Source organism: Streptomyces sp. BoleA5 (genome assembly GCF_000373665.1).
Lineage (GTDB): Bacteria > Actinomycetota > Actinomycetes > Streptomycetales > Streptomycetaceae > Actinacidiphila.
This window is the reverse complement of sequence record NZ_KB892124.1, coordinates 325,871-347,013: the sequence shown is the minus strand read 5'-3', so window position 1 is coordinate 347,013 and position 21,143 is coordinate 325,871. Positions and strand designations below refer to the sequence as shown.

Annotated in this window: 25 protein-coding genes; 12 read left to right on the top strand and 13 right to left on the bottom strand. The window is 74.0% G+C overall.

Features of this window, described 5'->3' with window-relative positions; all coding sequences use genetic code 11:
* Nucleotides 1-10: 10 nt before the first annotated feature.
* From B085_RS0131455 to B085_RS0131440, 4 genes are read left to right on the top strand one after another with little or no spacing between them, the layout of a single operon-like run.
* Nucleotides 11-1,015, top strand: coding sequence for a FecCD family ABC transporter permease (locus B085_RS0131455; RefSeq protein ID WP_026251644.1), 1,005 nt, complete (start codon nt 11-13; stop codon nt 1,013-1,015).
* Nucleotides 1,012-2,139, top strand: a complete 1,128-nt coding sequence (locus B085_RS0131450; RefSeq protein ID WP_018562588.1) for a FecCD family ABC transporter permease — start codon at nt 1,012-1,014, stop codon at nt 2,137-2,139. The genes B085_RS0131455 and B085_RS0131450 overlap by 4 nt, the downstream gene beginning before the upstream one ends.
* The gene (locus B085_RS0131445; protein ID WP_018562587.1) at nt 2,136-2,945 is read left to right on the top strand and encodes an ABC transporter ATP-binding protein; all 810 of its coding nucleotides are present in this window, start codon (nt 2,136-2,138) and stop codon (nt 2,943-2,945) included. The genes B085_RS0131450 and B085_RS0131445 overlap by 4 nt, the downstream gene beginning before the upstream one ends.
* Nucleotides 2,946-3,003: 58 nt before the next feature.
* A complete protein-coding gene (locus B085_RS0131440; RefSeq protein WP_018562586.1) occupies nt 3,004-3,321 on the top strand; it encodes a hypothetical protein in 318 nt (105 codons plus the stop codon).
* A 23-nt stretch (nt 3,322-3,344) separates the two neighbouring features.
* On the opposite strand, the gene B085_RS0131435 is transcribed toward B085_RS0131440, so the two are convergent.
* A complete protein-coding gene (locus B085_RS0131435) occupies nt 3,345-4,517 on the bottom strand; it encodes a hypothetical protein (RefSeq protein ID WP_063741107.1) in 1,173 nt (390 codons plus the stop codon).
* 166 nt (nt 4,518-4,683) lie between these two features.
* On the opposite strand from B085_RS0131435, the gene B085_RS0131430 reads away from it, so the two are divergent.
* Complete coding sequence (locus tag B085_RS0131430; RefSeq protein WP_161275771.1) at nt 4,684-5,322, top strand: LAETG motif-containing sortase-dependent surface protein; 639 nt, start codon at nt 4,684-4,686, stop codon at nt 5,320-5,322.
* A 113-nt stretch (nt 5,323-5,435) separates the two neighbouring features.
* Here the strand turns inward: B085_RS0131430 and B085_RS0131425 are convergent, their stop codons facing one another.
* The gene (locus B085_RS0131425; protein WP_018562583.1) at nt 5,436-6,017 is read right to left on the bottom strand and encodes a GNAT family N-acetyltransferase; all 582 of its coding nucleotides are present in this window, start codon (nt 6,015-6,017) and stop codon (nt 5,436-5,438) included.
* A gap of 233 nt (nt 6,018-6,250) precedes the next feature.
* On the opposite strand from B085_RS0131425, the gene B085_RS0131420 reads away from it, so the two are divergent.
* Complete coding sequence (locus B085_RS0131420; RefSeq protein ID WP_018562582.1) at nt 6,251-7,123, top strand: alpha/beta fold hydrolase; 873 nt, start codon at nt 6,251-6,253, stop codon at nt 7,121-7,123.
* Nucleotides 7,124-7,171: 48 nt separating this feature from the next.
* On the top strand, nt 7,172-8,101 hold the full coding sequence (locus tag B085_RS0131415; protein WP_018562581.1) for a pyridoxamine 5'-phosphate oxidase family protein: 930 nt from the start codon (nt 7,172-7,174) through the stop codon (nt 8,099-8,101).
* A 6-nt stretch (nt 8,102-8,107) separates the two neighbouring features.
* Here the strand turns inward: B085_RS0131415 and B085_RS0131410 are convergent, their stop codons facing one another.
* Both B085_RS0131410 and B085_RS0131405 read right to left on the bottom strand, forming a co-directional pair.
* Entirely contained in the window at nt 8,108-8,323 is a 216-nt protein-coding gene (locus B085_RS0131410) for a hypothetical protein (RefSeq protein WP_018562580.1), read from the bottom strand.
* The gene (locus B085_RS0131405) at nt 8,320-8,997 is read right to left on the bottom strand and encodes an RNA polymerase sigma factor (RefSeq protein WP_018562579.1); all 678 of its coding nucleotides are present in this window, start codon (nt 8,995-8,997) and stop codon (nt 8,320-8,322) included. Before B085_RS0131405 ends, B085_RS0131410 begins: the two co-directional genes overlap by 4 nt.
* Nucleotides 8,998-9,150: 153 nt before the next feature.
* Here B085_RS0131405 and msrB point away from each other — a divergent pair, with 153 nt between their 5' ends.
* Together msrB and msrA are read left to right on the top strand one after the other, a co-directional pair.
* Nucleotides 9,151-9,618: a peptide-methionine (R)-S-oxide reductase MsrB gene (gene msrB, locus B085_RS0131400; protein ID WP_018562578.1), complete on the top strand. Its 468-nt coding sequence runs from the start codon at nt 9,151-9,153 to the stop codon at nt 9,616-9,618.
* A 1-nt stretch (nt 9,619) separates the two neighbouring features.
* A complete protein-coding gene (msrA, locus tag B085_RS0131395; protein WP_018562577.1) occupies nt 9,620-10,132 on the top strand; it encodes a peptide-methionine (S)-S-oxide reductase MsrA in 513 nt (170 codons plus the stop codon).
* A 97-nt stretch (nt 10,133-10,229) separates the two neighbouring features.
* On the opposite strand, the gene B085_RS0131390 is transcribed toward msrA, so the two are convergent.
* The 8 genes from B085_RS0131390 to B085_RS0131350 form a co-directional block, all read right to left on the bottom strand.
* Nucleotides 10,230-10,742 carry a CGNR zinc finger domain-containing protein gene (locus B085_RS0131390; RefSeq protein WP_026251640.1) on the bottom strand — a complete coding sequence of 171 codons (513 nt, stop codon included), beginning with the start codon at nt 10,740-10,742 and terminating at the stop codon, nt 10,230-10,232.
* Nucleotides 10,743-10,829: 87 nt separating this feature from the next.
* The gene (locus tag B085_RS0131385) at nt 10,830-12,446 is read right to left on the bottom strand and encodes an ABC-F family ATP-binding cassette domain-containing protein (RefSeq protein WP_018562575.1); all 1,617 of its coding nucleotides are present in this window, start codon (nt 12,444-12,446) and stop codon (nt 10,830-10,832) included.
* 943 nt (nt 12,447-13,389) lie between these two features.
* A complete protein-coding gene (locus B085_RS0131375; RefSeq protein ID WP_018562574.1) occupies nt 13,390-13,608 on the bottom strand; it encodes a hypothetical protein in 219 nt (72 codons plus the stop codon).
* A gap of 290 nt (nt 13,609-13,898) precedes the next feature.
* The gene (locus B085_RS45985) at nt 13,899-14,216 is read right to left on the bottom strand and encodes a hypothetical protein (protein WP_018562572.1); all 318 of its coding nucleotides are present in this window, start codon (nt 14,214-14,216) and stop codon (nt 13,899-13,901) included.
* 152 nt (nt 14,217-14,368) lie between these two features.
* Nucleotides 14,369-14,704, bottom strand: coding sequence for a hypothetical protein (locus B085_RS0131365; RefSeq protein ID WP_018562571.1), 336 nt, complete (start codon nt 14,702-14,704; stop codon nt 14,369-14,371).
* A gap of 37 nt (nt 14,705-14,741) precedes the next feature.
* A complete protein-coding gene (locus B085_RS0131360; RefSeq protein ID WP_026251638.1) occupies nt 14,742-15,497 on the bottom strand; it encodes a ferredoxin reductase in 756 nt (251 codons plus the stop codon).
* Entirely contained in the window at nt 15,467-16,066 is a 600-nt protein-coding gene (locus B085_RS0131355) for a sulfite oxidase-like oxidoreductase (protein ID WP_018562569.1), read from the bottom strand. The genes B085_RS0131360 and B085_RS0131355 overlap by 31 nt, the downstream gene beginning before the upstream one ends.
* 474 nt (nt 16,067-16,540) lie before the next feature.
* Complete coding sequence (locus tag B085_RS0131350) at nt 16,541-17,803, bottom strand: NAD(P)/FAD-dependent oxidoreductase (protein ID WP_018562568.1); 1,263 nt, start codon at nt 17,801-17,803, stop codon at nt 16,541-16,543.
* Nucleotides 17,804-17,985: 182 nt separating this feature from the next.
* Here B085_RS0131350 and B085_RS0131345 point away from each other — a divergent pair, with 182 nt between their 5' ends.
* Nucleotides 17,986-19,137 (top strand): serine hydrolase domain-containing protein, encoded by a 1,152-nt coding sequence (locus B085_RS0131345; protein ID WP_018562567.1) that lies wholly within the window; start codon nt 17,986-17,988, stop codon nt 19,135-19,137.
* 276 nt (nt 19,138-19,413) lie between these two features.
* Complete coding sequence (locus B085_RS0131340) at nt 19,414-19,602, top strand: DUF4236 domain-containing protein (protein WP_018562566.1); 189 nt, start codon at nt 19,414-19,416, stop codon at nt 19,600-19,602.
* Nucleotides 19,603-19,611: 9 nt separating this feature from the next.
* On the opposite strand, the gene B085_RS0131335 is transcribed toward B085_RS0131340, so the two are convergent.
* A complete protein-coding gene (locus B085_RS0131335) occupies nt 19,612-20,214 on the bottom strand; it encodes a GNAT family N-acetyltransferase (RefSeq protein WP_018562565.1) in 603 nt (200 codons plus the stop codon).
* Nucleotides 20,215-20,410: 196 nt separating this feature from the next.
* On the opposite strand from B085_RS0131335, the gene B085_RS0131330 reads away from it, so the two are divergent.
* Complete coding sequence (locus B085_RS0131330) at nt 20,411-21,139, top strand: hypothetical protein (RefSeq protein WP_037732858.1); 729 nt, start codon at nt 20,411-20,413, stop codon at nt 21,137-21,139.
* Nucleotides 21,140-21,143: the final 4 nt, after the last annotated feature.

The window sequence follows — 21,143 nt, the reverse complement described above, 5'->3', positions numbered from 1 at the left end:
AGCTCGGCGCATGGCGCGACCGACCCGTCGCCGTATCGCCTGGCTGGTGGGGTGCGCGGTGATGCTGCTGATCACCGTCCTGCTGAGCCTGGCCGTCGGCAGCCGTCAGATCGCCCCCGGCGAGGTGGTCCAGGCCCTGCTGCACGGCGGCACCAGTGACGACGCCCAGGTGGTGCGGGCGCTGCGCGTACCGCGTACCGTCATCGGCGTGCTGGCCGGCGCGGCCCTCGCCGTGGCCGGGACCGTGATGCAGGGCATCACCCGCAACCCCATCGCCGAACCCGGCATCCTAGGCGTCAGCCAGGGCGCCTCCGTCGGGGTGGTGTGCGCGATCGCGTTCCTCGGCGTGCACACCCTCACCGGGTACGTCTGGTTCGCCTTCGTGGGCGCCGCGGTCGCCGCCGTCGCCGTGTACGCCGTCGCCGCGGGCGGTTACCGCGGGGCCTCCCCCGTGAAACTGGCGCTCGCGGGCGCCGCGATGAACGCCTTCCTCGCCTCCGTGGTCTCCGGGATCGTCACCACCGACGCCCACGCCCTGGACGAGTTCCGGTTCTGGCAGGTCGGCTCGATCAGCGGCCGCGGCAGCGACGTCATCGGCCAGATCTGGCCGTTCGTGGCCGCCGGACTGCTCCTGGCCGCGGTGCTGGCCCGGGGACTGGACGCGCTCGCGCTCGGCGACGACGCGGCCAAGGGCCTCGGCCACAACGTGGCGCTGCTGCGCGTCCTGGGCGCGGTGGGGGCGACCGTGCTGACCGGCGCCGCCGTCGCGGCCGTGGGCCCGATCGCCTTCACGGGCCTGGCCGTTCCGCACATCGCCCGGGCCCTGGTCGGCGCCGCGCATCGCTGGGTGCTCCCGGTGGCCGCCCTCCTGGGACCGGTGATGATCCTCGCCTCCGACGTGCTCGGCCGTATCGTCTTCCCACCCTCGGAGGTGCCGGTGGCCGTCATGACCGCCCTGCTCGGCGTGCCCTTCCTCATCGCGCTGGTACGGCGCCGGACGGTGGTCGCCGCATGAGCCGCACGAGTCCCAAGAACACGAACCCCACGAACACCGTGGCGCGGGACGCCTCGCCGGCCGCCGCCGGCCGACGGGTGCGCCCGGCGGGGCACGCCGTCCTGCGCCGCGGGCGCGGCAGCCTCCTCGTCCACCGCAGGGCCGTCCTCGTCGCCGTCGTGCTCGCCGTGCTGCTGGCCGCGGCCGTCGTGGTCTACCTCTGCGTCGGCGAGTCCTTCGTCTCCCCGGTGGAGGTCGTTAACGTCCTCCTTGGCCGGCCCAGCCCCGACCAGCTCGTCGTCGGCACGCTGCGGCTGCCGCGGCTGGTCGTGGGCCTGCTCGCCGGGCTCGCCTTCGGCGTCGCCGGGGCGCTGGTGCAGACCGTCGCGCGCAACCCGCTGGCCAGCCCCGACGTCATAGGCGTCACCCACGGCGCGGGCGCCGCGACGGTCGCCGCGATGAGCTTCGGCCTCGTCTCGTACACCGCGCTCCCCTATGTGTCGATCGCGGGCGGACTCGCGGCGGCGCTGCTGGTCTACATGTTCGCCTGGCGCCGCGGGCTGCACGCCTCACGCTTCGTCCTCGTCGGGATCGGCGTCTCGGTGGCCCTGGGCTCGCTGACCCAACTCTTCCTCACCAAGGGCGACTTCCTCGTCGCCCAGCAGGCCAAGGTCTGGCTGACGGGCTCGCTCAACAGCCGCGGCTACGACCAGGCCGCTCCCCTGGCGACGGTGCTCCTGCTGGCGGTCCCCGCGGCGCTGTGGGCGGCCAGGGCCCAGCGCGGGGCCTCCCTCGACGACGACACCGCCCTGGCCCTCGGCATCCGGCTGGACCGGGTGCGGCTCGGACTGACCGCGCTCGGCATCGTCCTGGCGTCCGTGGCGACGGGTGCGACCGGACCGGTCGACTTCGTCGCCCTCCTCGCCCCGCAGATCGCCCGCCGGCTGACGCGTACCGCGCAGATCCCGCTGCTGTCCTCGGCGCTGACGGGCGCGCTCGTGGTCGTCGTCGCGGACCTGCTGGCCCGGCGCCTGTTCTCCCCCGTCGAACTCCCCGTCGGCGTCCTCACCGCAGCGGTGGGCGCCCCGTACCTGATGTGGCTGATCGCCCGCACCCGCAGCCGTTCCGGAGGCACCACCCCATGAGCCGTACCAGCCGACTCACCGCCCGGGCACTGACCTTGGCATACGAGGACCGAACCGTCGTCGACGGCCTGGACCTGGAGATCCCGGACGGCCGCGTCACCGTCATCGTCGGCCCCAACGCCTGCGGCAAGTCCACGCTGCTGCGCGCGCTGGGCCGGCTGCTCAAGCCGCGCTCCGGCACGGTCCTGCTGGACGGCACCGAACTCGCCCGCATCCCCGGCCGGCAGATCGCCCGCACGGTCGGCGTGCTGCCGCAGAGCCCCACGCCGCCGGACGGCATCACCGTCGCCGACCTCGTGGCGCGCGGGCGCCAGCCCCACCAGAAGTGGTGGCAGCAGTGGTCCGAGGCCGACGAACGCGCTGTCGCCGAGGCCCTGGAGCACACCGGCACCGCCGATCTCGCGGACCGGCCGGTCGACGAACTGTCGGGCGGGCAGCGCCAGCGGGTGTGGATCGCCATGGCCCTGGCGCAGGAGACCGATCTGCTGCTGCTGGACGAGCCGACCACCTACCTCGACATCGCCCACCAGGTCGAGGTGCTGGACCTGGTCCGCCGCCTCAACCACGGGCGCGGGCGCACGGTCGTCGCCGTGCTCCACGACCTCAACCAGGCCGCCCGCTACGCCGACCACCTCATCGCCATGAAGGCCGGCCGCGTCGTCGCCCAGGGCCCGCCCCGGGACATCGTGACGGCGGACCTGGTCCACGAGGTCTTCGGCCTCACCTCCGTCATCGTCCCCGACCCGGTCACGGGCAGCCCCCTCGTCGTCCCCGGAGTCCCCTGGCAGCCCGCGGCGGCCGACTGACGCGCTCCCGCGTCACCCGGCACGGCGGGAGCGCGGCGGGCTCCGCCATACTGCCCGGATGACCGCACCGACCGGCCCCGTGATCCTCTTCGACGACGACCTCCACATATACGTCCTCGCGAACGCGGCCCACGCGGAGGCCTACTGGGAGGAGCCGGGCGAGTACACCTGCGGATTCGACGCGCGGGCCCGCCCCCTGCGCATGACGGGCGAACCCCACCGGGTCACCCTCGAACTCACGGGCGCCGCACCGGACGAGCCGGCTCTGCGTCGGCTGGTCGCCGACCACTACCGTCGCTTCCTCCCCTGCGAGGCGCCGCCGCGGCCGGCCGGTCTGGCGGAGTTCGTGGCGTCCCTGCCCCTCGACGGGGGCTGAGGCGGAACGCCGTCAGGCGGGCATCAGGGCGACGGCGCCGCCGCCCCCGCGGCGAGGAGGACGCGCAGCGGGGCGCGCTCCGTGGGCAGTCCCGCGGACCGCAGCCAGGAGACACGGTTGGCGACGTCGCCCCAGCAGGCGTCACGCTCGGCCAGGGCCCGCAGGAAGGCGTGCTGGGCGGCCGTCAGGGGGCGGCCGGGCGTGTACGGCTCGGGGAAGGCGGAGGCGAGGAGCGGGCCCCAATCGCTGTCGACGGTGTACTGGCCGCACATCGGGACGAGCGCCAGGGCGGCCGGCAGGACCTCGTCGAAGTGCCCGGTCCGGTCGAGCAGTCCGCGCAGCAGCGTGAAACGGAACCAGCCGTCGAAGTGGGGCAGCGGCTCGTCGAACCACCGGTCTGCGGCCGCGGGGTCGGCGAGCGCGTCGAGCAGGGCCGGCACGGCGCCGGGGCCGGTGGTACCCAGGGCGGCGCAGGCGCGTACCGCCGGGTCGGAGTCCGTCAGGAGGCCACCGGTGTCACGGCCCCAGGCGCCCAGCGACAGGAGGGCGCCGGCCCGTTCGCGGCGGTCGCCGTCGCCCCTGGCGATCCGCTCCAGTCGTTCGGCCGCGGCCGGTATGCGGTCGGCGAGTTCGGGTGCCCGGAGCAGATGTGTCACCGCGCCGAGGGCCGCCTCCCTGACGGTGGCGTCCGCGTCGTCCAGCCAGGGCACGACCGCGTCGAACAGTTGCGGACGAACCGTACGGCACGCCTCGATCGCCGCGATCTCCTCGGCCCACTCCTCGCCGCCGCCCTCCGGGTCCTCCCCGTCGTCCTCGTCGTCCTCGTCGTCCTCGTACGCGGCGGAGTCGGCGAGTTCGCCCAGCCATTCCAGGAGCGCGGCACGCAGCGGCCGGGCCCGGTCGTCCCAGGGGAAGAAGCTCTCGTGGACCGCGAGGGTGCGGGGGTCGTTAAGGATGCCGGCGACGAACAGCGCCGCCGGCGCGGTGGCGGAGTACAACGACCCCTGGTGCAGGACGGACATCTCCAGCCGGCCGAGCGACTCGGCCTGCACCTCCGGGTCCTGGTGCAGGAGACCGAGCAGATCGTCCGGGGTGCCGTCGGCGGGCCCGTAGGCGTGCGCGAGTGCGGACCAGTCGGTCGCCGCCAACAGGGCGGCGGGTTCGGGCATTGCGGCGGTGGCGTCGTTCGCGGACATGACGGCAGTCTGGCGCAGGCGTCTGACAACGGCCGCGCACATCAGGCGAATCCGACCTTTCCCCCGCGTTTCCACGTTAGCTGTGGGGCGGCAGTGAGCGGTGTGAAGAGGCGGAGTAGATTGCGGCTGCCATTGGCATCGGAATTAGCGACAGCCTGGAGAACTTGTGACCCCATCCCCCCGCCGTGCCTGGTCCCGACCCGGCACCCTGATAGCGGCGGCCGCGACCGGCATCATCGGTCTCGGCCTGTGCGCCACCCCGGCGTCCGCCCACACGCCTCGCTGGAGCGCTGACTGCTCCAAGGTGGAAGTCCACCTGAACGCGTACAACGGCGACGTCAAGAACACCGTGACGATCACCGCGGACGGCAAGGACCTGCTGCCGGCCACGGAGTTCGGCAAGTCGTTCGAGCAGACCATCGACATCCCCGCGCACACCGCCGAGGTGAAGCTCCACCTCAGCGTGAAGGCCGGCGACGGCGAGCGCTACTCGTTCGAGGGCGACAAGACCGCCCCGGTCTGCGAGGGCTCGGACGAGACCACGCCCACCCCCACGCCCACCCCGACGGAGACGAAGACCACCGAGTCTCCGAAGCCGAGCGAGACGCCCAGCGAGTCGGCCGACACGGCCCCCTCCGCTGCGCCCTCGACCCCCTCCACCGACGAGTCCCCGGCCGGCGACCTCGCCGAGACCGGTGCCTCCAGCTCCACCCCGCTGCTCGCGGGCGGTGCGGCCGTCGCGCTGCTCGCCGGCGGCGGCCTGCTGTTCGCGAACCGCAAGCGTCGCGCCGCAGCCCGTCACTGACCCAGGTCGCTGACGGCGGCGCGGTGACGCGCCGTGCATGACACAAGGGTGCCGGACCGTGCTCCGTACGGTCCGGCACCCGGCTTTTCGCGACCCGCCGCGCGAGTCCGGCGTCAGGCCACGGGCCCCGGCGCGGTGGAGGCCTCGAACTCCCCCTTGCGCAGCCGGTACACCTGCAGCCGCAGGTCGTAGTACTTCTCGGTCTCCCCGACCCATTCCATGCCGACGCTGCGGGCGGTGGCCGCGCCGCGGTCGTTCCGCGGGCGGACCACGGCGAAGAGTTCGTCCACGCCCGCCGCGAAGGCGTGACCCGCCAGCGCGCGTCCGGCCTCGGCGGCCAGGCCCCTGCCCCAGAACGGCTGGGCGAGCTGCCAGCCGATCTCGAGGTCGACGCCGTACGGCGGGAGCGGCAGGACGGCGGCTCCGCCGACGAGTTCACCGCTCTCGCGTAGTTCGATCGCCCAGCGTCCGGCCGGCCGTTCCAGGGCGGCGCCGCCCTCCTGCCAGGAGCGCAGCAGTTCCCGCATGGACGCGACGTCGGGCTGCCGGGTCATCGCCGGCGCCAGCCAGCGCGTCACGTCGTCCGTACCGTAGACGGCCAGCGCCGCTTCCGCGTCGTCGGTACGCCACGGCCTCAGGACGAGCCGGGGGGTGACGATCCGGGTTTCCTCGTTGCCCTTCGCGCGCTGTGCCATGGCCGTACCAGTCATCTGCGTCTTCCGTCCCTGTCGCGGGCTTCGCCGGCCGTACGTCCGGCGGGCACCCGAAGTCCCCTGTGGCCATGCACAACACCAAGAGGGCGCCGTCGCTTCCCGCCCCGGGCCGGACGAGCGCCCCACCCGCCCCCTGCTAACCCCCATCACTCGCTTGACAGGTTACCCCGACCCTGTTTCTATGTAACCATCCAAGTGAATCGAAGGGGTTAGACATGGCCACCGTGCACCACCGCTACGCCGAGGTCCAGGGGCACCGGCTCTTCTACCGGGAGGCGGGCCCGGCCGACGCCCCCGTCATCGTGCTCCTCCACGGCTTCCCGACCAGCTCGTTCATGTTCCGCGAGCTGATCCCGAGGCTCGCCGGCCACTACCGCGTCATCGCGCCCGACCACCTCGGCTTCGGGTTCTCCGACGCCCCCGCCGCCGACGAGTTCGCGTACTCCTTCGACGCCCTGGCCGGACTCACCAGGGGCCTGCTCGACGGGCTGGGCGTCACGCGGTACGCGCTCTACGTCCAGGACTACGGAGCGCCGATCGGCTGGCGCCTCGCGCTGGACGACCCCGGCGCCGTCACCGCGATCGTCACCCAGAACGGCAACGGCTACGAGGCGGGACTCGTCGAGGAGTTCTGGGACGACGTCCGCGCCTACCAGCGCGAGCAGACCCCCGAGACCGAGGCGGGCGTCCGCGTGGCGCTGAGCCTCGAGGGCATCAAGTGGCAGTACGTCACGGGAGTGGCGGACGAGACCAGCGTCTCCCCCGACACCTGGCACCACGACTTCCAGCTGGTCTCCCGACCCGGCAACGACCTGGTGCAGCTCACGCTCTTCCGCGACTACGCCACCAACATCCCGCTCTACCCGCGCCTGCACGAGTACCTGCGCACCCACGCCGTTCCCGTGCTGGCGGTCTGGGGCGAGCACGACCCCATCTTCGGGCCCGACGGCGCCCGGGCCTTCGCCAAGGACGCGCAGCGGTCGGAGGTGCACCTCCTCGACGGGGGCCACTTCCTCCTGGAGACCCATGTCGAGCCCGTCGCGGAGCTGATCCTGGGCTTCCTCGACCGGGCGGGCTTGGCGCGCTGAGCCACCGCATCCCGCATCATGAACCGCAGAACGACGATTGCGAGGGCCATGACCCGCCACACCGGCTTCCACGAGGGAGAACTCGCCGTCCAGCGACGTGCAGGCGTCGCTCAGCAGGCCGCCCGGCTGCGGGGCATGCTCGACCCGCCGCATCTCGGCGGCGGAGTGTCCCTCTTCCTCGCCGACCGCGACCTCGCCGTACTGGGGGCACGTGACGAGGACGGGCGCCTGTGGGTCTCCCCGCTCACGGGAGCCCCCGGCTTCCTCTCCACCCAGGGTGACGCCGTACGGGTCGGGGCCCGTCCGCGGGCGGGGGACCCGCTCGCCGGGCTGCCGTCCGGCGGGGCCGCGGCCCTGATCGTGATCGACCTCGCGAGCCGCCGCCGGCTGCGCCTCAACGGCACCCTCGCCGCTGCCGACGACGCCGGCTTCGAACTCGCCGTCGACCAGGCCTACGGGAACTGCCCCCAGTACATCCAGCAGCGCCTGCTCGGCCCCGCGCCGGAGGGCGGCCCGGGCGGCGGGGACGCCCCCGCCGCCGGAGCGTGGCCCGCCGACCGGCTCGACGCGGCGCAGGCGGCCATGGTGGGCCGGGCCGACACCTTCTTCCTCGGCACCGCCCACCCCGAACGCGGCGCGGACGTCTCCCACCGGGGCGGCCCGCCGGGATTCGTCCGGGTGACGGACGACGGCGGCCTGTGGTGGCCGGACTATCCCGGCAACAACATGTTCAACAGCCTCGGCAACCTGGCGAGCGACCCCGCCGCGGCCCTGCTCTTCGTGGACTTCGCCACGGGGACGACGCTGCAGCTGTCCGGGACCGCGGCCGTCGACTGGACGTCGCCCGGGGTTCCGGGCGACGACGGCGGCACCGGCCGCCGGGTCCGCTTCACCCCGCGGCACGTGGCCACCGGGCGGGTCCCGGTGCGGGCGGACGCCGTCCTCCCCTACCGGCTCAACCCGCCGCTCACCGCCTGACCGCCGTCAGCGGCCGGTCACCGCCGCCAGCAGTCCGCGGAAGTCCTCCTCGCAGGCCGGGCAGCCGCGCAGGTGGACCGCGACACCGGGGTAGCGCCGCTCCGGTGCCGCGTCCGCCAGGAACAGCTCCAGGTAGACGTCCATCAGGTCGAGCGCCGCGTCGCAGCCGGGGTCCAGGGGATCGCTGCGCAGGAGGTCGTCGAGACCCTGCCATTCGTTCATGAGCGCCTCGCTGTCGTCAGGGGCAGATGTCCATTGGCTGCGAGCCGGGCGCGGAGCTTACGCCGCGCGTCGAACATCGTCTTGTAGAGCGCGTTGCGGTTCGTGCCGAGCTCCGCCGCGAGCGTGTCGGCGTCCACGCCGTTCACGGCGAGCGCGGTGAACACCCGGCGCTGGCGCTCGGTGAGCTCCTCGTCCACGGCCTCGCGCAGCGCGGCGACCAGCTCCCGGGCCTCGCTCTGCCGCACGGGATCGGCGCCGAGCCGGTCGGGGAGCCGCTCCCACGCCTCGGGGTCGAGCTGCACACCGGCCGTCCGCCAGAAGTGACGGCCGAGCTTGCTCGACACCTCGTGCATGACGAACTTGTACGCCCAGGTCGTGAAGCGGCTGTCGCCGCGGAATTCGCCGATCTTCCGGGTGATCGACAGCAGGGCGTCGGCCGCGGCCTGGTGGGCGATGTCGTCCAGTTCCGGCCCGCTGATGCCGTGCCGCGACCCTCGCCGGTTCAGCTCCGCGTACGCGATCCGCAGCAGCAGGGCGTGCAGCCGGCCGGTCGCCTCCTCGTGCTCGTCGCCGCCGGCCGACAGCGCCCGCACCCACTGCGCGGACTCCGCGTCCATCGACCGGCCGCCCCGGCCCCCGTCGCCGGCGGGGCCGTCGTTCTGTGCGGAATCCATGCAGCGATCCTAGACGCGGCCGCCCGCCCCCACCTCCACGGCGGCGCCCGCCGCACCCCCGCGAGAACCGGCCGCTCCCGGGAGGTAAGACCCGGTCGTTCCCCGCCACCAATGGGCGTACGGAAAAGAGAGAGCCGCGAGCAAGGAGGGACCGTGACCGGCTACCGCAGGAACCCGGAGGCCGTCTCGCGACTGTCACCGGAGCAGTACCGCGTGACACAGGAGAACGGCACCGAGCGCCCCTTCACGGGCGCCTACCTGGACAACAAGGAACCCGGGATCTACGTGGACGTGGTCTCCGGAGAGCCGCTGTTCGCATCGGTCGACAAGTACGACAGCCACAGCGGCTGGCCGAGCTTCACCCGGCCGCTGGACCGGAGCACCGTCGTGGAGCGGCCGGACCCGGGCTACGGGCTGCTGGCCACCGAGGTCCGCTCGGCAGTGGGCGACAGCCACCTGGGGCACGTCTTCCCCGACGGCCCCCGGCAGACCGGCGGCCTGCGGTACTGCATCAATTCCGCCTCGCTGCGCTTCATCCACGCCGATGACCTGGAGCGGGAAGGTTACGGGGCCTACCTCGGGTTGTTCGACAATGGTGACAGGACCGATTCGGAGGATTGACATGGCAGGACAGACACAGAGGGCCGTACTCGCGGGCGGCTGCTTCTGGGGCATGCAGGACCTGATCCGCAAGCAGCCCGGAGTCGTGGGGACCCGCGTCGGCTACACGGGCGGCGACGTGCCCAACGCCACCTACCGCAACCACGGCACCCACGCCGAGGCGATCGAGATCCTCTTCGACCCCGAGAAGACGGACTACCGGGCGCTGCTGGAGTTCTTCTTCCAGATCCACGACCCGTCGACGCGGAACCGCCAGGGCAACGACATCGGCATGAGCTATCGCTCGGCGATCTACTACGTGGACGACGAGCAGAAGCGCGTCGCGGAGGACACCATCGCCGACGTCGACGCCTCGGACCTGTGGCCCGGCAAGGTGGTCACCGAGGTCGAGCCCGTCGGGCCCTTCTGGGAGGCCGAGCCGGAGCACCAGGACTACCTGGAGCGCTACCCCGAGGGGTACACCTGCCACTTCCCGCGGCCGAACTGGCGGCTGCCCGCCCGTACGAAGGGCTGACGGACCCCGTCGCGCCGCCCTGGTGACGGGCTCGGGCGGCGCGGCGGCCCTCGGCGGCCCGGGGCCCTGTGCGGCCCCGGGCCGCCGTCGTCGCAGGTCAGTCGGCGGCGGCCCGGGCGCGCCGGTGGTGGCGCCGGGCCTTCATGCGGTTGCCGCAGGCCGCCATGGAGCACCAGCGGGCGGTGTTGGCCTTGCTGCGGTCGAGCAGGAACAGCCGGCACTCGTCGTTGGCGCAGGGCCGCAGGCGTCCGGGCCTGCCTTCCTGCAGCGCGCCCCAGGCCGTGACGGCCCGGACGGCCGGCATGCGCTCGGCGGGGGCCTCCAGCACCCAGTCCACGCCGTGCGCGGACACCCGCGGCACCCGGGCGACCCCGGTGAGCAGCTTCTGGAGCTCGGCGGACGCCGAGTCCCCACGTGTGACGCGCTGCAGCGCGTCACGCGCCGCCAGGAGGTGGCGCAGCTCCTGTGCCGTCCCGGTGCCGCCGTGGGCGCGCAGCCAGCGGCGGCCGGCGGCCGGGTCGGCCAGTTCGTCCACCTGGGTCCCGTCGGCGACCGGGGTCGTGTTGAGCAGTTCCAGCAGGTAGTCGTCGTCCGCCGTCTCGGCCGTCATGCTCGGCGCCTCCCATCCCAGGTAACCCTTCATCGGTCGTTTGAAGGTTACACCTCCGGGTGCGGGCACGACAGCGCCCCGGCGGGCTCACAAGGCCTCCAGCCGCAGCTCACGGCCGCTCCACCGGGACCGGAGCCGCCGGTCGTGACTGGCCACGACGATCGCGCCCGGTCCCGGGCCGAGCGCCTCCTCCAGTTCGTCCGCGAGCCGCGGCGAGAGGTGGTTGGTGGGCTCGTCGAGCAGCAGCAGCTCGGGCGGGTCGGCCACCAGCAGGGCCAGGGCCAGTCGGCGCCGCTGCCCCACGGACAGCCGCCCGACCTGCCGGTCCAGCTCGGGGGTGCCGAGCAGCCCGAGGTCTGCCAGCGGGACCGCCTCCGCGCGCTCGGCGCCGAGCGCCGCGGCGTAGGTCTCCCGCGCGGTGCGGTGCGGCCGCTCGAAGGCCGTGTCCTGGGTGAGCAGGCCGACGGTCAGGCCCTCCCTGCGGCGTACCCTGCCCGCCGCCGTCAGGTGCCCGGCGAGCACGGCCAGGAGGGTCGACTTCCCCGCCCCGTTCACCCCGGTGACCAGCAGCCGGTCGGCCGCCGGCACGTCGAGGCGGTCCAGGGTGAGCCTTCCGGGCACATGGACGTCGCGCAGCGCCAGCAGGACACCCTCGGCGGACCGGGCGGCGAGTGCGGCGGCACGCAACCGCAGCGGCTCCGGCGGCCGGGCGACCTGTTCGCGCTCCAGCTCCCCCAGCCTGCGGGCGGCGCTGCGCACACGCCGGGAGATCTGCTGCTGTACGCGTCCGCCGGAGTGGCCGTACCCCATCTTCTCGTTGTCGCGCTTGGGCCGGTCGTGCGCGACCCGGTGGGCGGTGGCGTCCACCGACCGGCGCAGCTCGGCGAGTTCCTCCTGCTCGGCGTCGAAGCGCCGCTGCCAGCGGGCCCGTTCGGCGTGCTTCTCCTTCAGGTAGGCGCTGTAGTTGCCGCCGTGGCGGGTCGGGCCGTCCGCCGCCGGGTCGAGGTCGATCACGTCGGTGCAGACGGCGTCGAGGAAGGCCCGGTCGTGGCTCGCGACCACCACGGCACCCGGCAGGCCGCGCAGTTGCTCCTCCACGAAGGCCGCGGCGGCGTCGTCCAGGTGGTTGGTCGGCTCGTCGAGCAGCAGGGCGGTGGGCCGTCGCACCAGGAGCGCGGCGAGCGCCAGCCGGCCGCGCCGTCCGCCCGACAGCCGCGACAGCACGCGGTCGCGCGGGACGTCCCCGAGGCCGAGGCCGGCCAGCACGATGTCGGCGCGGCGGTCGGCGTCCCAGGCCTCCTGGACCTGTGCGGCGTCGAGCGCTCCCGCGTACGCGTCGAGCAGTTCGCCGTGGGCGGGCGCGTCCTGCGGGGTCCTGGCGAGGGCGGCGGCGAAACGGTCGAGCTCGGCCAGGAGACCGCGCGCCTCGCGCAGGGCGTCGTCGAGGACGTCGCCGACCGTCGCGCTGCCGGGGAAGGGAAGTTCCTGGCGCAGGAAGCCGAGGTCGGGAGGGCGGATCACGGTTCCGGCGTCGGGCTCGGCCACTCCGGCGAGCACTTCGAGCAGGGTCGACTTGCCGGCGCCGTTCTCGCCGACGAGACCGATGCGGTGCCCGGGGGCGGCGGTGAGGGAGAAGCCGTCGAGCACGCGTCGGCCGCCGAAGGTGCGGACGAGGTCATGGGCGGACAGGGCGGGCTGGGTCACGGGGATCACCACAAAAGGGGTCGGGGCCATGGCCGCCGTGACGGCAGGCGGGGCGGAAGGGCTGAGGGGACGGGCGCGGGTCACACCGGGAAGGCGCCGGTCTGCGTCAGGCGCCCGTCGGACAGGTGCGGCCGGCGGCGCGCGTCGATGTCCAGGTCGTCGGTGGGTTCGTCGGGCGGCCCGAGGTCGCCGAGGCGGAGCCGGTCCGGCTCGGCGCGGGTGCGTTCCCCGATGTCCCCGTCGTCGCCGACCGTCGCGATGTGCTCCTCGGCGGTGTCCCCCGGCTCGACGGCGTCGATCGCGCGGACGGCGTCGGCGACCCCGCGACCTCGGCAATGGCGAGGTCACCGGCCGGCGGCGGGCTCTGCGGGGGACGGCCGAGCGTCCCGTCGACGGTGACGGTGCCGCCGCGGAGCCCGTACTCCCCCGCGATCAGCGTGAGGAGGGTGCTCTCGCCGGCGCCGTTCGGCGCGACGGGACCGGTGCGGACGCCGCCGACGGTGGAGGACGGGGCCTCGAGGACGGGGGTGCCGTCAGGCCGGGGGAAGGACGGGTGGGCACAGATGACATGCGCGTCGGACATGGGTGGGCCCTCGGGAGGTCACCGCACGGGGCCATGGGGCCGCCGCGCGGGAAGGGGAGTGTGGGAAGGCATGACGAAACGGCCACGGCATCGGCGCGTCGTGCGCGCCCGCCCATGGCCGAGGACACCCGGTATCACCCGGAGATGTCGTCGTCACCCGCCACGTTCGGACTCCCTTGGTTCCCGGTTCGGAGATCCGCGTCACCCTACCAGCCGACCCGGCAGGCGGTCGGCGCCTCCGCCGCGGCCCGACCGAGTCCCCGCCCGCCACCGGTGACAGGCGCACGCGGCCGCGCAGTCCCAGGTCGGTCGGGGCCTTCCCCTCCCGCGCTCAGAGGGTGATCTTCTGCGGCCGGGTGGTCACCACGATGACGCAGGTGACGCCCGACTCCAGAGCCGCCGTGAACTCCTTCCGGAGCTCACGGAGGCCTCCTGCAGGGCCAGGACGTAGGTGAAGTCGTCGGGGAATTCCCGGAGGAACGTCTCCTCGGTGGATCCCGGGTTGCCGAAGACCGTTGTCAGCCGCAGTGACCGCAGCAGGTCGTGGGTCACGGAGTGGACGGTGGATCGCTCGTTCATCGGGCGCGGCTCCCAGGGGACGCGACGGACGCCGTGACGGACGGCACCCGCCGGTCGCGGAGCATGGCGGCCGCCGCCACCGCGACGCTGGACGCCGGCCCGGTGCCCTCCCGGCACATCCGGCACATCCGGCACATCCGGCACGACGCACGGTGCGATCATCCCGACGGGGGCGCGGGCCCGCGAAGAGCGGCCCCGGCCACCTCAGGCGGTTCGTCGGCTCCCGCCCGGCGGGGCCGCACGCTCCGCAGGCGCCGCGCGCCCGCGCCGCTCCGTGCCGAGCAGGGCCATCAGGCGCTCCACGCCGTCCCCGCGCCGGACCCGAGGCACAGCGATGCCCCGGCGTCCCCGTCGGTTGCGGTGAGGTAGGCCCAGCCCAGCGGGTTCCAGCGCAGACGGCGCACCTCGACCCCGTCGATCTCGGCGTTCTCCCGCGCCGCGCACTCGTGGGCGTCGGCGGCGCGGTGCATCGCGGCCCGCACCGCGTCCTCGGCGTCGTCGGCCTCACCGACCACGTAGTAGTGGCTGCGCACGGCACCGCGGGCCGTACTGAACCGCAATCCCACGAACCATCGGTCCTCGGGGGCGACGGTGGCAAGCATCGTCACTGCTCTCCTCGTTCGCGGTCTCCGTGGCGTCCGTGTCCCGGACCACCACCCTCCGATCCCTTGGAACAGCGGGCTTGGTGCCCTCCATCGCAGGTCGGCCGGGCCCCGGTGAACCTGGGAACGGGGGTACCACCCCGGTGCGCGGGCGGCGATCAGGCCCCTTCGGCGGGCCGGTGCCGTACCGCGCAGGTGAAGACGCCGGAGCCGGACCGCTCGCATTCCACGTACGCGGCGGTCCCCGCCTGCGCGGCGGGCGGGCGCCAGGGCATCACCGCCTCGCCGGCGAGCAGCGCCTCCAGGGTCTGCAGCCGGGGGTCGCGCAGGGCGGGGTGGTGCTCGTAGCCGGCCGCGCCGAGGGCCAGGGCGACGGCCATGCCGAGCAGGTTGACCTCGGTCGGCCGCTCGGGCGGCGCCGTGCCCTCCGTCGGGTGGAGGCGGACGCCCTCGTCGGGCACCTCGATCAGGCGGGCGGCGTAGCGCTCGGTCATGGTCGGGGTGGTCTCCTTACCGTGAGGTGGCGCGGGGTCATCCCCCGCTGGGACCGAAGCGCTCGGTGCGGATCCGGTCCGGGGAGTGGCCCAGGGCCACCAGCAGACCCGCGGCCGTCTCGACGAAGCCGGTGGGGCCGCACACGTAGCAGGTGGGCTCGAAGTCCACGGGCCAGCCCCATTCGGCCAGGTCGCGGGCCTGGAGCCGGCCCACCGGGCGGGTCCACCCGTCCGGTGCCGAACGGGTGTAGACGTGTGTCGTGTCGAGGCCGGGGGCGCCCCGGTCCAGTTCGGCCGCGTAGAACCGGTCCTCGGGGGTGCGTACGGAGTACAGCAGCCGGAACGGGGCGCGGCTGCCCGCCGCGGCGCGGCCGCGGACCATCGCCATGAGCGGGACGATCCCGGAGCCGCCCCCGACCAGCAGGACCGGTTCGGTCTGCTCGGGTTGCCAGACGAACCAGCCGCCGACGGGGCCCCGGATCTCGACGGCGTCCCCGACGGCGAGGTCGTCGGTCAGGTAGGGCGAGACCTCGCCGTCCTCCACACGCTGGACGGTCAGCTCGACCCGGCCGCCGTCGGCCGCGGACGCCAGGGAGTAGCTGCGCTGGGTGCTGTAGCCGTCCTCCGCGGTGAGCCGGACGTCGACGTGCTGGCCGGGCAGGTGACCCGGCCAGCCGGGCACGTCGAACACCAGGGTCCGCGCCGCCACGGACTCGGCGCGCCGCTCCACCAGTTCGGCGGCCAGCCAGCGCAGGCGGTCGCCTAGTCGCCTTGGTACCGCTGTTCGCGCCATGGGTCTCCGTAGTCGTGGTAGCCGACGCTCTCCCAGAAGCCCGGCTCGTCCTCCGGGAGCAGTTGGATGCCGCGGACCCACTTCGCCGACTTCCACAGGTACAGGTGCGGGACCAGCAGCCGGGCGGGGCCGCCGTGCTCGGGGGCGAGCTCCTCGCCGTCGTACTCGTGGGCGATCCACGCCTGCCCGTCGAGGAGGTCCTCCAGGGGCAGGTTGGTGGTGTAGCCGCCGTAGGAGTGAACGAGCGCGTACTCGGCGGATGTCTCGACGTCGGCGAGCAGCGTGTCGAGGGAGACGCCCCGCCATCTGGTGCCGAACTTGGACCACTTGGTCACGCAGTGCAGGTCGACGGTCGGGGTCTCGGCGGGCAGCGCCATCAGTTCCGTCCAGTCCCACCGGTGACAGGTGCCGTCCTCGGTGGTGACGGTGAACTCCCAGTCCTCGTGGGTGATCCGCGGTGTGGGGCCGGCGGACATGACGGGGAAGTCGAAGGTCTCGTACTGTCCCGGCGGGAGGTTGTTGCCCGACGTGGGGCGCCGGCCGTGGAATCCGCGCGAGATGATGGGCATGCCGCGCCGTCCTTCCTCTCCTCGCCGCCCCGGCTCGCCCGTGGTGGGAACCCCAGCATCGCGGACCGGGGGGATCCGGTCCACCGGAGCCCGCGGGGCGCGGCCCCGGTCGTCGTGACCGGCGCCGCGCCGCCGCGGCAGGTCGGGCGACCGGCCTGCGCGGCTCCACCACCAGGGAGGCGTCGCCGCCGCGGAGCCGCTCCAGCATGCAGGCGGCGGCCTCGCGGGGGACGCCGAGGGGGTCCGGCGCTGACCTCGCTCAGGCGCGTGTACCCCTGTCCCCGCGAAGGGGACGGAACGGGGACGGGGTGGCGGGTGCCGGTGGGAAGGACCGTCCCCCGTACGCCGGCGCGGTGACCGAGGCGCCCGGGAGCGGATATCAAGGCGGCGGAGCTGTTCATCGCCCAGGGGGTCAGCGCGACCGGGATGGACCAGCCGGTCGCGTTGACTGAGCGCCCCCGGCGCCCCGGCGGCTCAGCGCAGCCGCGTCGCCGCCCGGCGGCGGTCCGAGAGCACCTCCCGGGCGGCCCGCGCGCCCGAGGCCAGCGCGCCCTGGAGCGACCCGGTCGCCCGGTGGTCGCCGCACACATGGCGGCCCGGGGAGACGCGGGTGGTGCGGGTCATCGGGTGCGGCGCCGGCATCGCGGGCAACGCCTCGCGCACGGTGCAGCGGTGCAGCGGCTCCCAGGCGGAGGCGTCCGTGCCGTACACGTCCGACAGCGCCGCGGTCAGTGCGGGCTCGTCGGCGGGCCCCGGGGTGCCGAGCACGGACGTCGCCACCAGGGCACGGCCGTCCGGGGACAGCCCGGGCTGCACCTCGGTGAGGACCACGGTGTTGAGGAAGCGGCGTCGTTCGTCCACCATCAGCGTCGGTTCGGCGAGCGGCGACCGCTCGGGGGCGTGGTAGTACGTCGTCACGGTCCGCGTGGGCGGCGTCGTGAGGCCGGGCAGCAGCCGTGCGGCCGCCCCCGGTCCGGTCGCCACCACCACGACGGGCGCGGCGAGGTCCGTACCGTCCTCCAGCAGCACCCCGTCACCGGTCAGTTCGCGCACCGGCGCCTCGGTGCGGACCGTGCCCTCGGGCAGTCGCGCGGCGAGCTGCGCGGGCACGGCGCCGATCCCCTCGGCGGGCAGGGCGAGGGTGCCACGCAGCATGCTGCGCCAGACGAAGTGGAAGAAGCGGCTGGAGGTCTCCAGTTCGTCCTCCAGGAAGACCCCGGACAGGAACGGCCGGAACAGGGTCTCCACCAGCTCGGGCGAGATGCCCGCGGCGGCCAGCGCGGTGAGCGTCGTGGTGTCGGCGCCCGCGCGCAGCCTTCCCGCGGGCAGCACCATGTCACGGGCGCTGAGGACCCCCAGCGCCGCCAGGTCGCGCCCCGACGCGAGCCGGCCGGGCAGCAGGTCGGCGGTCGCGTACGGCGGGCGGGTCGGGTCGGCGAAGCGCAGCCGCCCGCGTGAGGTGTGCACCAGTACACCGGGGGTGAAGGGCCGCAGCCGCAGCGGCTCCAGCTCCAGGCGCCGCTTCACCTGCGGGTAGGAGGTGTTGAAGACCTGGAAGCCGCGGTCGAGGAGGAAGCCGCGGTGCCGGTCGGTGCGCATCCGCCCGCCGACCGCGTCGGAAGCCTCCAGCACCCGCACCGCCAGACCCGCCACGGCCAGGTCCGCGGCGCACGCCAGGCCTGCGGCGCCCGCCCCCACCACGATCACGTCACAGCGGTCACCGCGCTCCTGCTGCATGGGTCCGGTGCCCTTTCCTCCGTGTACACCCCGATACGGGCCGGCCTTCCGTACGCTACGCGGGTGCCCGGGGCCGCCCCTTGCCACACACCGCCGAACGGGGCGCCCGGCGCCCGCGCACCGATGAGTCGGCGCCGCGGCGGGAGTCCTCTCCATGACGGCACACGAGGGAAGGTGGAGCGATGGAGCCGCAGCTGCGCGACGTCCTGCAGGCGTTCGTGGACGACGGATCGGTGCCCGGAGCGGTGGGCCTGGTGGCACGCGGCGACCGGGTCGAGGTGGCGGCCGTGGGGACCATGGGGGTCGGGGACCCGGCCCCCATGGCCAGGGACTCGGTCTTCCGCATCGCCTCGATCACCAAACCGGTGGTCGCGGCGGCGGTCATGATGCTCGTGGACGACGGGCTGATCGCCCTGTCGGACCCCGTCGCCACGTGGCTGCCCGAACTGGCCGAGCCCGTGGTCGTCCGCACCCCGGCGAGCCCGGTCGACGACGTGGTGCCGGCCGCGGCGCCGATCACCGTCCTCGACCTGCTGACCTCGCGCGCGGGTTACGGCTTTCCCGCGGACTTCTCCCTGCCCGCGCTCGCCCCGCTGTTCGGCGAGCTGAGGCAGGGGCCGCCGCGGCCCCAGCAGGTCATGGCGCCGGACGCCTGGATGGCGACGCTGGCCGGGATCCCCCTGCTGCACCAGCCGGGCGAGGCCTGGCTGTACAACACGTGCTCGGACATCCAGGGCGTGCTGGTCGCGCGAGCGTCGGGACGGACACTGCCCGAGTTCCTGACCGAACGGATCTTCGAACCGCTGGGCATGACCGACACCGGTTTCGCCGTGCGGCGTGCCGACCTGGGCCGTTTCACCACCTTCTACCGTCCGGATCCCCGGGGAGGGCTGGAACTGGTGGACGCGCCGGACGGGCAGTGGAGCAGTCCCCCGGCGTTCCCCTCCGGCGCGTCGGGACTGGTGTCGACCGCCGACGACTGGTACGCCTTCGGCCGGATGCTCCTCGCGGGAGGCACCTCGGGCGGCCGCCGGTTGCTGTCCGCGCAGTCCGTGCGGCTGATGACCGCCGACCACCTGCCGCCCGCCGAGCGTGCCGCGAACAAGATCTTCCTGGACGGGCAGGGCTGGGGCTTCGGCGGCTCGGTGGACGTCGCGGCGACCGCCCCGTGGAACGTACCGGGACGCTACGGCTGGATCGGCGGCACCGGCACGGCGGCGCACATCACCCCGGCCACCGGCACCGTGTCGGTGCTGCTCACCCAGGTCGAACTGACCGGCCCGGCCGCGCCGGACACGATGCGCGCCTTCTGGGCCTACGCGGCCGGGACCTGAGCCCGGCGCGATCGCGCCTCCCCGGATTCCGCCGGCGGGAAGACCGGCTCGGCCGAGAGCGGTACGCCGACGCTGCCGCGACGCGGCACGGCGGCACGGCGGCACGGCGGCACGGCGGCACGGCGGCGCCGAAGACACCGGACTCGCGGGCGGCGGCATGCGGGTTGCCCTCCGGCCTGACGCGGCGGTCTGCGATCCGCTGGAGAATGAGACCCGTTGAAAGGCCGTCAGCTGGGCACACGTACTCCAGACCGAACCCTCGGAAAGGAGCACCACATGCCTCTTCGCTTCCGCAAGTCGTTCCGGATCCTGCCCGGCGTCCGCCTGAACGTCAACAAGCGCTCGCTGTCCATCACCACGGGCAGCAAGGGCGTCCACCACACGGTCAACACCCGCGGCGAACGCACCGAATCCGTCGACCTCCCGGGGCCGTTCTCCTGGCGGCGCACCCGCAAGGGGCACTGACGCCCGTCGTCATTCGAGGATCCAGCCCGCCATCCAGCGCTCCCGCACGGCCGGCCACTCCGCGGCGACCAGCGAGTAGTACACGGTGTCGCGCCACGATCCGTCGATCCGGCGGAAGTGCCGGCGCAGCACACCCTCGCGGATGCCGCCGATGCGGGACACAGCGTCCTGGGTCGCCACGTCGAGGTCGTCCAGGCGCCACTGGACGCGGCCGAAGCCCAGGTCCTCGAAGGCGTAGTACACCAGCATGAAGTGGGTCTCCAGGTGCACCGGGCTGCCCCACAGGGCCGGATCCAGCCAGCTCCAGCCGATGTCCACGCGCTCGTCGACGACCGAGACGTCGATGTACGCGGCCCAGCCCGACGGGCGCTCCGTGGTGTGCGGGACGACCGCGAACACCACGGACTCCCCCGCCGCGGCCTGCGCCAGCCGCTGCTCCACCAGCGACGCCATCTCGCCCGGTGAACCCGGTGGTGTCGTCGACAGCCAGCGCCACATCCCTTCGTCGGCGCGCGCCGCGGCGAACAGCGCCGGCACGTGCAGCGGCGAGAGCGGGACGAGCCGCGCGTACCGGCCGTCGATGGTGACCGAAGCGGGGAAGCGTACTGCCATATCCGCACGCTAATCCGGCGGGCCCGCCACCGCACCGACTCGCGGATTCCCGCCGCACGCCCCATGCGCCCCATCACCCCAGGGTGACGAGTCGGACGCGGAACGCAGTCGGGGACGGGGCGGGCCGGTCCGCGTCCGCGGGCCGGCGGCGGCCGAGGTGGTGGGCGCCGTGCGGCGGCGCGATAGCGTGCGCGGCATGAAGGACGACTTCGACGTGCGGCGGGAGCTGGCCGCGGGGATGACGGACCCGGCCGGGGCGCTGCGGTTCGTGCGGGGCTTCGCCGGACACTGGCTCACCCCCCTGCAGGACGGCGACGGCTGCGGCGAGCCCGAACTGGCCGCAGCCGAAGAGCGCCTGGGCCTCACCCTCCCCGCCGTGCTGCGTGACGCCTACCGGCTCTTCGGCCGGCGGCCGGACCTGACGAGCAATCACGACAGGCTGCTCGCGCCGGCCGAGCTGCATGTGGACTCGCGCGAGGAGGCGCTCGTCTTCCGGTACGAGAACCAGGGCGCCGCGTCGTGGGGCATCCTCCTCACCGACCTGCACAAGGCCGATCCGCCGGTCGTCATGAAACCGGACCTCGCGGACAAGGAGGCCGAGAGGTGGTCGGCGTGGCTGGACCGCTTCTCCTGGACGTGCGTCGAGATCGTCCTGTCGGAGTCGCTGCACGCGCCGTTCGAGCTCGGCGACTTCCGCGACGACCTCGACGAGGCCGAGTCCGAGTCCCTGGGCGGCCGGTTCACCCCGCTGCCGTTGCCCGCGTACCCGCCCGGCGAGGACCCGGGCGCGCGCTGGTACGCCGGGACCGACGTGATACTCCGCGAGGAGGACCGCACCTGGCTGTGGGCGCGGGCCCGCACCGAGGAGGCGCTCGACCGGGTGCGCGACGACCTCCCCGGCGACTGGCTCAACGACCCCCGCTGACCCA

Coding starts and splice junctions, on each gene's coding strand:
- B085_RS0131455 (WP_026251644.1), top strand. CDS start 11: ATGGCGCGACCGACCCGTCGCCGTATCGCCTGGCTGGTGGGGTGCGCG.
- B085_RS0131450 (WP_018562588.1), top strand. CDS start 1,012: ATGAGCCGCACGAGTCCCAAGAACACGAACCCCACGAACACCGTGGCG.
- B085_RS0131445 (WP_018562587.1), top strand. CDS start 2,136: ATGAGCCGTACCAGCCGACTCACCGCCCGGGCACTGACCTTGGCATAC.
- B085_RS0131440 (WP_018562586.1), top strand. CDS start 3,004: ATGACCGCACCGACCGGCCCCGTGATCCTCTTCGACGACGACCTCCAC.
- B085_RS0131435 (WP_063741107.1), bottom strand. CDS start 4,517: ATGTCCGCGAACGACGCCACCGCCGCAATGCCCGAACCCGCCGCCCTG.
- B085_RS0131425 (WP_018562583.1), bottom strand. CDS start 6,017: ATGGCACAGCGCGCGAAGGGCAACGAGGAAACCCGGATCGTCACCCCC.
- B085_RS0131420 (WP_018562582.1), top strand. CDS start 6,251: ATGGCCACCGTGCACCACCGCTACGCCGAGGTCCAGGGGCACCGGCTC.
- B085_RS0131415 (WP_018562581.1), top strand. CDS start 7,172: ATGACCCGCCACACCGGCTTCCACGAGGGAGAACTCGCCGTCCAGCGA.
- B085_RS0131410 (WP_018562580.1), bottom strand. CDS start 8,323: ATGAACGAATGGCAGGGTCTCGACGACCTCCTGCGCAGCGATCCCCTG.
- B085_RS0131405 (WP_018562579.1), bottom strand. CDS start 8,997: ATGGATTCCGCACAGAACGACGGCCCCGCCGGCGACGGGGGCCGGGGC.
- msrA (WP_018562577.1), top strand. CDS start 9,620: ATGGCAGGACAGACACAGAGGGCCGTACTCGCGGGCGGCTGCTTCTGG.
- B085_RS0131390 (WP_026251640.1), bottom strand. CDS start 10,742: ATGACGGCCGAGACGGCGGACGACGACTACCTGCTGGAACTGCTCAAC.
- B085_RS0131375 (WP_018562574.1), bottom strand. CDS start 13,608: ATGAACGAGCGATCCACCGTCCACTCCGTGACCCACGACCTGCTGCGG.
- B085_RS0131365 (WP_018562571.1), bottom strand. CDS start 14,704: ATGACCGAGCGCTACGCCGCCCGCCTGATCGAGGTGCCCGACGAGGGC.
- B085_RS0131360 (WP_026251638.1), bottom strand. CDS start 15,497: ATGGCGCGAACAGCGGTACCAAGGCGACTAGGCGACCGCCTGCGCTGG.
- B085_RS0131355 (WP_018562569.1), bottom strand. CDS start 16,066: ATGCCCATCATCTCGCGCGGATTCCACGGCCGGCGCCCCACGTCGGGC.
- B085_RS0131350 (WP_018562568.1), bottom strand. CDS start 17,803: ATGCAGCAGGAGCGCGGTGACCGCTGTGACGTGATCGTGGTGGGGGCG.
- B085_RS0131345 (WP_018562567.1), top strand. CDS start 17,986: ATGGAGCCGCAGCTGCGCGACGTCCTGCAGGCGTTCGTGGACGACGGA.
- B085_RS0131340 (WP_018562566.1), top strand. CDS start 19,414: ATGCCTCTTCGCTTCCGCAAGTCGTTCCGGATCCTGCCCGGCGTCCGC.
- B085_RS0131335 (WP_018562565.1), bottom strand. CDS start 20,214: ATGGCAGTACGCTTCCCCGCTTCGGTCACCATCGACGGCCGGTACGCG.
- B085_RS0131330 (WP_037732858.1), top strand. CDS start 20,411: ATGAAGGACGACTTCGACGTGCGGCGGGAGCTGGCCGCGGGGATGACG.